This is a genomic window from Caulobacter sp. SLTY (assembly GCF_009905535.1).
In the GTDB taxonomy this organism is placed as follows: Bacteria; Pseudomonadota; Alphaproteobacteria; order Caulobacterales; family Caulobacteraceae; genus Caulobacter.
On sequence record NZ_JAAALA010000017.1, the window covers coordinates 83,319 to 94,775 of the forward strand.

Annotated in this window: 10 protein-coding genes; 3 read left to right on the top strand and 7 right to left on the bottom strand. The window is 65.8% G+C overall.

Going from position 1 to position 11,457, the window contains the following annotated elements:
• Positions 1-62: 62 nt before the first annotated feature.
• From GVN21_RS11670 to GVN21_RS11680, 3 genes are read left to right on the top strand one after another with little or no spacing between them, the layout of a single operon-like run.
• A complete protein-coding gene (locus GVN21_RS11670) occupies positions 63-1,631 on the top strand; it encodes a toll/interleukin-1 receptor domain-containing protein (RefSeq protein WP_166574915.1) in 1,569 nt (522 codons plus the stop codon).
• Positions 1,628-2,269, top strand: a complete 642-nt coding sequence (locus GVN21_RS11675) for a hypothetical protein (protein WP_166574916.1) — start codon at positions 1,628-1,630, stop codon at positions 2,267-2,269. The genes GVN21_RS11670 and GVN21_RS11675 overlap by 4 nt, the downstream gene beginning before the upstream one ends.
• A 12-nt stretch (positions 2,270-2,281) precedes the next feature.
• Positions 2,282-3,850 carry a tetratricopeptide repeat-containing protein gene (locus GVN21_RS11680; RefSeq protein ID WP_166574917.1) on the top strand — a complete coding sequence of 523 codons (1,569 nt, stop codon included), beginning with the start codon at positions 2,282-2,284 and terminating at the stop codon, positions 3,848-3,850.
• Here the strand turns inward: GVN21_RS11680 and GVN21_RS11685 are convergent.
• The 7 genes from GVN21_RS11685 to GVN21_RS11715 all read right to left on the bottom strand — a co-directional run.
• A complete protein-coding gene (locus tag GVN21_RS11685; protein ID WP_166574918.1) occupies positions 3,847-4,518 on the bottom strand; it encodes a Crp/Fnr family transcriptional regulator in 672 nt (223 codons plus the stop codon). The genes GVN21_RS11680 and GVN21_RS11685 overlap by 4 nt on opposite strands.
• Before the next feature lie 33 nt (positions 4,519-4,551).
• On the bottom strand, positions 4,552-4,812 hold the full coding sequence (locus tag GVN21_RS11690) for a hypothetical protein (RefSeq protein ID WP_166574919.1): 261 nt from the start codon (positions 4,810-4,812) through the stop codon (positions 4,552-4,554).
• On the bottom strand, positions 4,809-5,171 hold the full coding sequence (locus GVN21_RS11695) for a hypothetical protein (protein ID WP_166574920.1): 363 nt from the start codon (positions 5,169-5,171) through the stop codon (positions 4,809-4,811). Before GVN21_RS11695 ends, GVN21_RS11690 begins: the two co-directional genes overlap by 4 nt.
• Positions 5,172-5,438: 267 nt before the next feature.
• The gene (locus GVN21_RS11700) at positions 5,439-5,816 is read right to left on the bottom strand and encodes a tlde1 domain-containing protein (RefSeq protein ID WP_240902889.1); all 378 of its coding nucleotides are present in this window, start codon (positions 5,814-5,816) and stop codon (positions 5,439-5,441) included.
• Positions 5,816-6,079 (bottom strand): hypothetical protein, encoded by a 264-nt coding sequence (locus tag GVN21_RS11705; RefSeq protein WP_166574921.1) that lies wholly within the window; start codon positions 6,077-6,079, stop codon positions 5,816-5,818. The genes GVN21_RS11700 and GVN21_RS11705 overlap by 1 nt, the downstream gene beginning before the upstream one ends.
• A 208-nt stretch (positions 6,080-6,287) precedes the next feature.
• Positions 6,288-9,776 carry a hypothetical protein gene (locus GVN21_RS11710; RefSeq protein WP_166574922.1) on the bottom strand — a complete coding sequence of 1,163 codons (3,489 nt, stop codon included), beginning with the start codon at positions 9,774-9,776 and terminating at the stop codon, positions 6,288-6,290.
• 290 nt (positions 9,777-10,066) lie between these two features.
• Positions 10,067-11,457: hypothetical protein (locus GVN21_RS11715; protein WP_166574923.1), on the bottom strand; the 1,391-nt coding region annotated here is incomplete at its 5' end.

Below are 11,457 nucleotides of genomic sequence, written 5' to 3' on the forward strand. Positions count from 1 at the left end.
CAGGGTTGTTAACCCTCCCAACCTCTGACACGTTCGCCGAACGGTGATCGGGGGACACGCAGATGACAGGGGCGGGCGCTGTGGATGGGAAGCGCTATCGCGCCTTCATCAGCTACAGCCATAAGGACGCCGCCTTCGCGAACCGCCTGCATCGGCGCCTGGAGAGCTATGTGCTGCCAAAACGGCTGGGCTCGGGCCGGAGGTTGACGCCGATCTTCAAGGACCGCGAAGAATTACCCGCTGCGCACGACCTAAGCACCCAGGTGAGGGCTGCACTGGCGGTGTCGGACTGCCTGATTGTCGCATGCTCTCCAGACGCAGCCACTTCGCGTTGGGTTGGGCGGGAGATTGAGACCTTTCGCGCGCAGTACCCGGACCGGCCGGTTCTCGCCGCGTTGGTCCGAGGAGACCCAACGGCAGCTTTTCCGCCAGCGCTTTCGGAAGGCGGCGTAGAGCCGCTGGCGGCGGATTTCCGGAAGCGGGCGGATGGGGAGCGACTGGCCCTGCTTAAACTGGTGGCCGGGATGGCGGGGGTCGGCGTCGATCAGCTTGTGCAGCGAGATTCGCAACGACAGCTGCGGCGCGTGATGGCGGTCACGGTGGCGTCTTTGACTGCGATGGTAGCGATGGGGGGAATGACAGCGATCGCACTCCAAGCCCGTGCCGAAGCGGAGCGACAGCGAGTCGAGGCAGAGGAGTTGGTGGGTTTCATGCTCGGAGACCTTAGAGACAGACTTGAGGGCGTCGGGCGAATACCGGTGCTCGCGGCGGTGAACGGTCGGGTGCTAGAATATTACCACAATCAGCCGCTCGACCGGTTGCCCACCACATCTCTACATCTGCGAGCCAAACTCCTTCAGCTTATGGGCAAAGACGAAGCCCAGCAAGGCCGACTGGCCGTAGCAGAGGCACGTTTTCAGGAGGCGTACGCCGCAACCGAAGCTCTCCTAGAGAAAGCACCCCACGACCCCGAGAGCGTTTTCAGTCATGGGCAAAGTGCCTATTGGCGAGGCTACATCGAGTACAGTCGCAATCGGACGGCTCAGGCGAGAGCCGCCTGGGAGGACTATCGCCAGATTGCTCTAGAACTGATCCGACTTCAGCCAAGGGCAGCTCGTTCGATGCGAGAGCTAGCGTATGCCGACGGAAATCTTTGCACCCTTGCCCTGCAGCAGGAGAGAGAATTCGTCAGAGCCAATCGGTTGTGCCAGGCGGCGATCACCGGCATCAGAGCGGCCCTCGCAATACAGCCGGAAGATCGCGGCCTCAAACTTGATCTAGCCACCCGGTGGGCTTGGCTTGCGGAGACGCAGGTCGCCGAAGGCGACTTCCATGCGGCTGGCGATAGCCGCCTCGAACAGAAGAAAATCTTGGCGGCTTTAATCGGGCGCACCCCTGAAGACGCAACACTTCGCGACAATTGGGGCGTCTGTCACCGTGGACTCTCCTTTATTGCCTATCAGCAGGGAAATTTGGGGGCCGCAAGGAAGTATCTGCTTGAAGCTCGAGTAACATTTCGATCTCTAGCCGCGCTCGACCCTTCCAATACTCGGTGGAGGGATCAACTCGCCTATGCGGACCGCGCGCTCCCGATCATTGAATCCAAACTTGGACAGGAGATTTTGCAGTGACAAACAAATCGCAGCGCGGTGAGTTTCCAATAAAGCCTGACCCTCAACGGGAGTTGCGGACAGGGGCCTGGATCCAGCACCGGGTCCTGACAATCATCTGGGAAAAGGATGCGGACGGACAACCCGTCCAGCAGCTTCGGTTCCGGGTTCACGAGCCGAAAGAAGACAGCTCGACCTTGAATGTAATGGATTTCATAGAGACCATCCAAGACTATGAAATTCCCATGGAATTCCTGGAGAAGACACCCTGGGATATTGGACTACCAAACTTCCAAGGCGGCGCCGCGCTGAACCACCCTCGCCTCTTGGTCTTGCAGCTGGACAACGCCATCAACTGGGAATTCACGCCTACGGGACCGGGCGTCACCGCGAAAGTCGAGAAGCCATCGAGCCGACTGGAAGACTGCAGCCTCTACTTCGTTGATCGCGGCAATCAACGTTCGCCAGGGCAGGCCGGCGCCCCTGCAGACTGCCGCATCGCATATTGGTCAGTTCTGGAGCGCCCTAAAGACGCTCAAGGACTCTACGATCGGGCCTTTAATTTTCATGTCGACTTCATCGACTCGGAGACCGGCCGGCGTCTGCAGACAATCTTCGATCCGAATGTGCCGGACCAAGGTGGCGGCAGCATCCCCTAGTCAAACAGGACCATGCCCTCCACGCACCTCCTCCCCATCATCGCCCACGCCCGCGCCGGCGCCCTGGATCACGCCCTGCGCCTGTTCCACGACGCCGGCCTGGACACCCTCGATGACGACCCCGCCGTGCTGTCCCTCAAGGGTCGCCTGCTGAAGGACCAGGCGCGGCGGGCGACGGGGGAGGCCCGCCGCGCCCTCTACGCTCGTTCGGCGGAGGCCTATGGGGCCGCCGGGGCGATCAACTGGGCGACCTATCCGCTGATCAACGCCGCCAGCCTGTCATTGCTGGCGGGGGAGTCGGAGCGGGCGGGGGCGTTGGCGGAGAAGGTGCTGGCGCGGCTCGACAGGGGCGATGAGGAGCCTGACACCCCCTATTGGCGCGAGGCCACCCGGGCGGAGGCGGAGCTGCTGCTGGGACGGGTTCACGAGGCCTGGCTGACCCTGCAGGACGCTATCGCCCTGGCGCCGAAAGCCTGGGAGGACCACGCCGCCACCCTGCGCCAGTTCGCCCTCATTCTTGAAGAACAGGGCGGAGACGCCGATTGGCTGGAGCCCATGCGCCCGCCCCGCGCCCTCTATTTCGCCGGCCAGATGGGCGTCGATCCCGCCGACGCCGAGTTGCCCCGCCAGATCGCCGAAACCCTGGAGGCCGAGCGGGTCGGGTTCGGCTTCGGCGCCCTGGCGGCGGGGGCGGATATCGTGGTGGCCGAGGCCCTGCTGTCCCGCGGCGCCGAACTGCACCTGGTGCTGCCAGGCGGGCGCGAGGCTTTCCGAGCTGGAAGCGTGGCGCCGACGGGCGGGGGCTGGCCGGAGCGGTTCGACGCCGTACTCGACCGGGCCGACACGGTCAGCGTGGTCGGCGAGGACCGGCTCGACCGGCTGAGCGTCAGGCTGGCCGCCCGCGTGGCCATGGGCCGGGCGGCGATGCAGGCGCGCCTGCTGTCGACCGAAGCGATCCAGCTCGTCGTCCCCGACGAGGCGGAGGCGGCGGAAGCCGGCGGCAGCGGCTGGGCGCGCGCGGTCTGGCGCGCGGCCGGCCGACGCACGATCAGCCACCCCGCCGGACGGGTGCGAGACCCAGAGGCATCGGATCGCCTGGCGGCGCCCATGGGTCAGCCGTTGGCGATCATCGCCCTGGACGCTGGGCCAGCCGAGGACATGGCCGACCGGCTGCCGGCGCTTTGGGCAGGCCTGGACGCGGCGGGGATCACGAGCGACATCCCGCCCGTCTGGACCGGGTCGGCGCTGCTCCTGGGGTTCGAGACCTGCCGGGCGGCGGCGCGGGCCGCGCGCGCGGCGGCGGGATCCATGGGCGAATGCCGCATCGCCGGCGATGTCGGCGAGATTCGCGAAACGCCCGCGCCCGGCGGACCGGCCCTGCGCACAGGAGCCCCGATCAAGACTGCCGCGCGGCTGCTGGCCTCCGTGCCCTCTGGCGCGGCGCTGGTCAGCGACCGGTTCGCGGCGGTCCTGGCCTCGGAAACCGATGACCCGCTCTGCCCCTGCGAGCCGATCGGCGAACTGCCCAGCCGCCATCCCGGCGGGCCGGATACCCCCGTATTCAGCCTGGATGTCTCCTAAGCGAAGTCGCTACGCAGCAGCCGCGGCGAGATGATGATCAACGCCCGGCCCTCACGCCGAACAGCGCCCCGCCGCTCCAGCGCATTGATCGCCCGCGACACCGTCTCGCGGGCGATGCTCAGCTTGATCGCCAGGGCCGTGACGCCGGTGAACGGGTCAATGACCAGCCTGCGCTCCACCTCCACAGCCATCCGCAACAGCTCCGCCCGCACCCGGTCCGGCGCCGACAGGGTGATCCTGTCCGCCATCCGGCCGGTGGTCTCCCGCAGCTGGCGCAGCAGCAGCCGCGACACCGCCAGGCCGACCGCGGTATGGGTCTCGATCAGGGTCAGGAAATCGCCGCCCAGGAACAGGGCGGCCCGCAAGGTCTCGACCGCCTTGATCTCCGCCGCCTGCGGCCCCGCGTCCAGGTTGGCGATGGCGCCGAACAGGTCGCCGCCGGCATACTCCTGGAGCATCACCAGCTGTCCCTCGGACCCGTAGACCAGCGCCTGGGCCCGCCCAGCCATGACCAGCCAGGTATCGCTGGGTCGATCACCGGCCCGCAGGATCACCGCCTGGGCGGCATAGACCCGCTCCGTCGCCCGCCGCGCAATGACCTCGGCCGTCTCCGCCGGGCAGGCGAAGACGCGCTGAACGAACCCGGTGAGATCCTGGTCTAGCCCCATGCCCGCACCATACAGGCAGAATCGCCTGGGCGCTCAACGCGTGCGCGAAACGGCCGGCGCCGAGACCTCGACGGCGGCGGCCCTTGGCCCCTCCGCCTCGCCACGCCAGCGCAACGGCTCCAGCCGGTACAGCTGCACCAACGACCAGGCGAGCAGCGCCAGCACCATGGCCGCCATGCCGCCCAGCACCCAGGACAGTTTTTCATTGATGCCGCGATATCGCTCCGCGCACAGCTGCTCATGGGCGGCGATCTGCAGATAGGCGCCGGCCACCGTCTGGCGTTCCCCGCTCATCGGCCGCCCTCCCCCAGCAACCGTCGCCACCAGGAGGAGGTTGGGGCAAGCCGCGCCGCCGCCGCGCGCTCCTCTGCTTCGCAGCGGTCGAGAATCCAGATCACCGTCGCCTTGCGGTCGTTGGCGGTCTCCAACCTCCCGGTCTGGGCGTCGCCGAACGCCACCCACTGGCCGATGCTGTTGTCGGCCGGCGGGGGCGCCGGGGCGACCTCAGCGCGCAGCTGCGGGGGGATCCGCCCGGCGCAATCCAGCGCAACGGGGATGGTCAAGGTACGCGGCCCGCCGGCACAGCCCGGCAAGACCAGCATCGCCAGCAGCGCCGGCGTCAGCGCCCGCATCGGGCGCGGAAAGAACCGCATCGCGTGTCTCCTGTTCGAGGGCCGCCCGGCCCAGTTCCCGTTCGCCGTATTCGGCGGTCGCGTTCAACGCCGCGCCCGTGGCCGTCTCCCCGGCGCGAGAGACCTCGCCCGCCGCCCGCTGACGGGCCGCCTCGCGCCCGGCCCGCTCTTCGACGCCGGACCGCCAGCCGGCCAAGGCCAGCACTAGGCCCAGTCCGACCACCCCGACCAGCGCCAGCGGACCGGCAAACCGGCGCGCCAGCCCGGCCAGCCCCGCCCAGACGCCGGTCACGCCACCACCTCCAGGTCCCGGTCGCCGCTGCGCCAGATCGCCTCCCGCACCTGTCGGGGCAGGATGATGCAGCCGCGGCTGGCCGTTCCGGGCGCCCGCACGCTGTCGCCATGACACCGAAACGCGCTCCGGCCCGTGGGACCATGCGCATCGTCGACCACCCCGTCCGCCGCCTCGAGCCGCAGGGTGCAGGGCCCGACCCGGGCGCTGTCGTACCGGCCGGTGATGCGCCATCGGCCGCGCGGGATCGGCCCGACCCCGGCCAGCCCCTGCAGCGCCGGATTGTTCCGCCCACGGCCTTTTCCGCTGTACCCCGCAGAAACCAGGGCGCCGTCGCGATACAGCCGCCCCTCCGATTGATCCCAGGTCCACATCAGCCGGCCTGCTCCTTTCCGCCGGCGGCGCCCGGCATGATGTCCATGGTCTTGGCCCCGTGGATCAGCGCCCAGACGGCGCCGGCCAGCGTGAGGTAAAGCGCGCCGGCCTCCCCCAGGCTGACGCTCCCGGTCCGCCACAGCTGCACCCAAGGCAGCGTCAGGCCGCTGAAGAACATCGGCACGGCGGCGATCCGCCCGGCATGCCAGGTCTCCCCATCCGGCCCTGTGAACAGGTCGATGACGATCTTCGGGACCTTCATCTTGACGCCCCCCTGCCGACCGGCGCATCGTTTTGGAGATGCAGAGGTTGCTGATCCGACTGACCGCTTGGCTCCGCAAGGTGACTGAGCCGGACGCCGACAACGGCAAGGGTCCACTCATGCGCTGCCAAGACTGTCATAGAGCTCGGCATGACATCGGTCCCTTTGGAACCTGCCAGCCTTGTGATCTGAAGGCTTGGTAGGATCATTAGGTTGTCGCCATGAGCATTCGCCGGGCGTCGTCGACTGCTGGGACGACCGGCCAAGCTCGAAGTGAGTGTTCCGGCCCGACACTATTCGCGACACAGTAAGACTTGATCCGAGCCGCTACTTCCGTTTGAGCCCAGGTAAAGTCGCCGTTCGCTGCGTCTTTGAACACGGCCTTGGACCCGCGCGGATCGTCGCGGAGGTCCACAAAGAGGCTGTTAGCGTCATGGCCGGGGAAGCTTGCCAAGTACTCAGAAATAGTCGCTTTTGTGCCTTGGCCAAACTTCGTTGAGCTAATGGAACCCGGAGTACAGAATATGAAAACATTGTAGTCGGACTGCCACGTTAGTCCGCCCGCCTGTTCTGCAACCAAGATGCTTCCGCCAGTGCAAAGCGGCGTATCGACTAGGAATATGTTTCGATGAATGTTGGGATTTCCAAGCGGATCTCCGCCTGTGTTGATCAACTCGATGCAGACCGCGCGATAGTCATTGGTCGGGTTGGCGTCGCCAACAACTGTCTGCTCGTTTGTCCCATAGAAGATGTTCCGGGTGACCTCGTCGCTGCCACTCACGCGTAGCAACCGCATTCCCCGGTCACCGATCGCTGCGCCGGAGATGTTGACGACTTGGCTGATGCACTGCTCGGTTAGGTCGCGGGATTGAAAGCGACCGATGCAACGCGCCAAGCAGTGGTGAAAATGAGTGTAGTCGGCACCACTGTTGCCGTTAGTGATCTTGCCCTGATCGAAGCACCACATCTCCTCGACGTACGCGACTTGGTCGGAATCCCTCGGATCGCCCAGCGACAAGGAGCCGGAGGCATCGCGCGAGTTGATGGTCCAGACGTACGATATTTCGCCCGCTGTGTATTTTCCAGCGGCGGCATGACTGTAGATTGCCGAGTCGCAGTCATAGGCTATGCCGTTTGTCCACCGCCACGAGAAGCCGCTGGCCGTAGGCGAGACGTAGCAATTTCCTGCATTCGCTCCAGTATCAATTCCAGACTTCGCTCCACGATTGTAGAGAATGAAATTGCGAACCTCACCACCCTCGATGTGCAGCGTGTGCTTGTAGCCGTGGTAAGCAATTATACCGTCGAACACTGACTGATTGGAGCCGCATATTATTCCGAGGCCCCGCGCGCCCTGGCAGATCTCAATATTCTGTACAGCAGCTTGTCGAGTGTTGCCCTGGATCCAGTCCAAGCAGCTACCGAGGTTCGTAGCTCGGTACCGGTAAGTCGGGCTGGCATTGGGGGCCAAGCCATCGCGAGTGTGAATGTAGAGGGTATAGGAACTAGTGCCAGGAGTGAACAGCCCAAGCGTTCGCCCCGCTTCCGCCTTGACTTTGTTAATGGCCACGGTCTGATCAGCCGCAGGGACCGCACCGCTTAAGACGATGTTGACCGGCTCGTAAATGAACTGGCTTCCAAGGGGTTCATCGGCTTGCCGCGATAGTTCGATCTCGACGACTGAGGCATAGTCGTAGTTCAGCTTGCCGGCTGATAGCAGATCTGTCGCGCAGGGAACGGTCGCTGAGTAGGTGTTGCTACCCTCACTGGCCCACGCGAGGCCAGTGACATCAATTGCTGAGTCAAGAATGGGCCATGGGTCGGACACCCGGCCCTCCTGGTAGTCTCTTACCCGCAACCCCTTTGTTGTGGAGCCAATGATTGCGCTCAATGACTGGTTCCATCTGGAACCTCGCTTCAAGCCAATGACGCTCCCCGCGGCAACAGCTAAGCCCGCCGTGATGTTCTGCTTTGGAGCAAACAGTCCGCCAGTGGCACCGTCTAAGCCTGCAACACTGTCGAAAGCATAGGCGATACGCCCTTCATCAGCCACCCACATCCCCCGATCGCGTAGCCTCCAACGCGCCATCGGAGAAACATCATTCCACTCGATGACACGCCGGTTCTCGGGGACATTCGCCGTGCCTTCAAAACGCATTACCTGCGGAAAATGGGCAGCGTCGGCCGCGTAGACCTCGATGGGATAAACTGTGACTGCCGATGCCGATACGTTCTTGATCTCGATTTGAACGTAAGGACGCGGAAACGAGTTGTTCCAGGTCTGCCGATAGAAATCTGGATTAGGCTGCGTCGTAGTGTTGCCGGCGGCGATGCTGGTGCCGCCGAAATACACACGTATCTCAATCGCGCCTGTCGTTTCGGCTGTGGTCGGCACATAGGCATAGCGGTTACCGGCGATGTCGAACACGCCGGCCGACAGCTGAGGGCTTGTCCAAGTCGCGTTGGGCGGGAGGGTGTAGGTACCATTTGCGTTCTTGATCGCACCCCCCGCCAAAGTGCCCATGTACATGCGCAGCGCGTAAGGCTCTACGTATGGCCGGAGGCCCTGGCCAACCGCAGTGTCGTGCTGCGCCTGGCCGAAGAAGTAGCGGTGCGCCTTGCTTTGCCATGCCTCCAGCTGCCCGATCAGAGTGGCGACGGGCCCGATATCGACCCGGTAGACATTCAGCGCGGCACCGTTCGTCCCAGGCGTTGAGAAGTACTCGCCGATGTTGGTGTTAACACCGACAATGGCGGTCGCGCTGGCGCCGGTTAGGCCGCCAGAGGCGGCAAAACTGATCGTGGGTACGCTGGTGTAGCCTCTTCCCTTGGCGGTCAGGGTAATCGAGGTAACAGTGCCGCCAACGACTGTGAAACGACCCGCCGCGCCAGTCCCGCCGCCGCCGGTGAAGGCCAAGTCAAATGTTCCGTTTGCACCGCCGAACCCGCCCACCAAGCTGACTGTGTTGATCACGCCATTGCTCAAGCCGTCGGACGTGCTGGCATGGAGGTCACCGCCGCGCGCCGCCGCGATCAAGGCCAGCTTGGCATCGCCAGCCGTGTTGACGGCCACAACCTGTCCAGCACCGGCCGCGCTCGTCATGGCGATCTGATCGTCGCCTTCGTCCTCGACACGGCTGATCTGAACATCCCCGGCAGTGCCAACAACTTCCACCTGAGCCGCTCCAGCGGCCTCAACTGCGCCGACCTGCGTATCGCCGGCAGCCATCACCAGTTCCACGGCCTCCGACCCCACCGCCGCCGCCGCATCGGCCACGAACGTCTCATAGGTCTTGTCGTCGGGGGTCGGGGAGCCGACCGGCGCCTTGAAGGCCCGGCTGATGTCGCGGCGGGCGTCCTGGGCAATGAGGGTGAGCCGGTCGAGGGCCGCCTCGTGGGTTTCCGCCGGGAAGGCGTCCCCCGCCAGGTAGTCGGCGGCCTGGACCACCGTGGTCTCGGTCCAGAGAACCAGGGTTTCGCCGAGCGAAATCGGCGCCGCCGTGGTGACCGTCGCCCCGGCAGGCTCGCCGGCGTCGGCGACCGAGATGCCTTCGAGAGGCGTGCGGACGCCGTCCTCGGCGATCACGGCCGCCCTGAGGTCGCCTGCCTCCAGCACCCGGAAGGGAATGGGAAACGGCCCGCTGCCGCCGTCGCCGGCGTAGCTCACGGTGCGGGTGGACATTGCGGAAACGGTCATGCGGCTCCCTTGACGCCACAGCCCGGCGAGCGGGCAGTCGGCGCATTTGCTTACGGCTGGCTGTTGGAGCGGCTTGTCCGTCGGCCAGCAGGCCGGCGGGTCCGTGGAGTTCAATCGTCGATTACGCCCGGCGATCGACTAGGGCGCGGGCTGGGCCGGGAACTCAGCGCCTCAACGGCGGCCAATGATCAAAACCCTGCCCGATAATAGAACAATTCAAGAACATACGCAATCGACTGATGGCCTTCTCTGACCTTTGCGCGTCGGCGGGAGCCTGCCGGCTGGCAGCCTCATGGCGCGTCCCAGTCCAGCGCGGCCGCGTCAATGGCGTCGTCTGACGGAAGCCCTTCCCATTCCAGAATGGAATCCGAACCATCAGGCGGCGATGCGGTGTCCGCCGGCTCATCCCCCAGCCAATCTGACTCTTGGGCGACTGGGTCAGGCGGCGTCCCGTCGCCCAGGGCCGTCGCGAGCAGGGCAAGGTTCTGCAGCATTCGACCGACCGGGCTATCCAGCCCTGGAAGGGGTTGGTCTGGCACGGTCGGCGGCGGAGTCTTAAACAACCACCCGGCCAGCCCGGATCGGACCAGCGCCTGGGCAAACGCCCGACCGGGGTCGGATGGCGTTTCCGGCTCATCCTCGCCCTTGATCGCGTCGAGCAGGGCCGAGACCGCGCCCTTGGCGATCTCCGGCGCCAGAACGTCCAAGACGGTCGTTGCCGGGGCGGTCCTGGCGGTGTCGGCGCGCTTCCCAAAGTGGTTGACCAGCCGTTCGCCCAACGCCGTCAACAGATCGACCAGCGCCTTGACCCGCCAGGCGTGCGCGGCGGAGCCCCCGCCGAGCGCGGAGGTGGTTTCAGCCGTCCGAGCCCGATCCACCGCCCGCGCCGCCCGTCGGTCGGTCCAGCCGGGGGTCCACAGCCGGGGTCCATCAGCCTGCGGAGGAAATCGGCGGATCTGACCGGCGGCCGCCCGTCCCAACTCGCCATCCAGGCCGAAGATTGAGAGACGCTGAGCCTGCGCCCGAACCAAAGGCGAGCCCTCCGCCAGGTTGATCAAGGCGTCGGCCAGTTGATCGTCTAGGGTTTCTCCAACCAGCTCGCGCAGCTGGCGATCCCAGGATACCGCGACGATCCCGTTCCCTTGCCAGAAGCGGGTCAGCGACCGATCCAGCGCCCGAACCGCAACCCGGGCCTCTGCCGGATCGATCCCCATGACCTCCCCGGCCAGCCCCTCGAGACTGTCTTTCAGCCGTCGCCCGGCCGGGCCGGACCCAATGGCCCAGGCCGCCGCGTCGGCCAGTTCGGCGTGGGCGGGATCAGCGGCGATCCTGCGCATGGCCGTCAACGGATCGACAGCCATCTGCGTGTGATTGGGCTCCAGCGTCCGCAGCATACGATCGCGGCCGAGCTCGAGGGCCGCCAGATCCGCCGGGGCCTCGAAGTCGGTCAGGCGTCCGTCCGCGGCGGTGACCACCTCAGCCTCTTGCGGCGACAGACTGTCCCGCCGCAGCCGCTCGGCTAACGCCGGCGAGGCGCCCACGGCGGCCACGGCGCCGTTCGGGCCATCCGGTTCCGGCCCACCCCGCTCCGGGGGTGGCCGATTGATGTCCCGCCAGGCGATGGTCAGGCGGTCGGCTGTCGCGTCATTTGCCGGGGAGGATGGGCTCGGCGCGCTCAAGG

Bases quoted from the DNA above. Each gene is read 5' to 3' on its own strand.
- GVN21_RS11670 (WP_166574915.1), top strand. From the start codon at position 63: ATGACAGGGGCGGGCGCTGTGGATGGGAAGCGCTATCGCGCCTTCATC.
- GVN21_RS11680 (WP_166574917.1), top strand. From the start codon at position 2,282: ATGCCCTCCACGCACCTCCTCCCCATCATCGCCCACGCCCGCGCCGGC.
- GVN21_RS11685 (WP_166574918.1), bottom strand. From the start codon at position 4,518: ATGGGGCTAGACCAGGATCTCACCGGGTTCGTTCAGCGCGTCTTCGCC.
- GVN21_RS11690 (WP_166574919.1), bottom strand. From the start codon at position 4,812: ATGAGCGGGGAACGCCAGACGGTGGCCGGCGCCTATCTGCAGATCGCC.
- GVN21_RS11695 (WP_166574920.1), bottom strand. From the start codon at position 5,171: ATGCGGTTCTTTCCGCGCCCGATGCGGGCGCTGACGCCGGCGCTGCTG.
- GVN21_RS11700 (WP_240902889.1), bottom strand. From the start codon at position 5,816: ATGTGGACCTGGGATCAATCGGAGGGGCGGCTGTATCGCGACGGCGCC.
- GVN21_RS11705 (WP_166574921.1), bottom strand. From the start codon at position 6,079: ATGAAGGTCCCGAAGATCGTCATCGACCTGTTCACAGGGCCGGATGGG.
- GVN21_RS11710 (WP_166574922.1), bottom strand. From the start codon at position 9,776: ATGACCGTTTCCGCAATGTCCACCCGCACCGTGAGCTACGCCGGCGAC.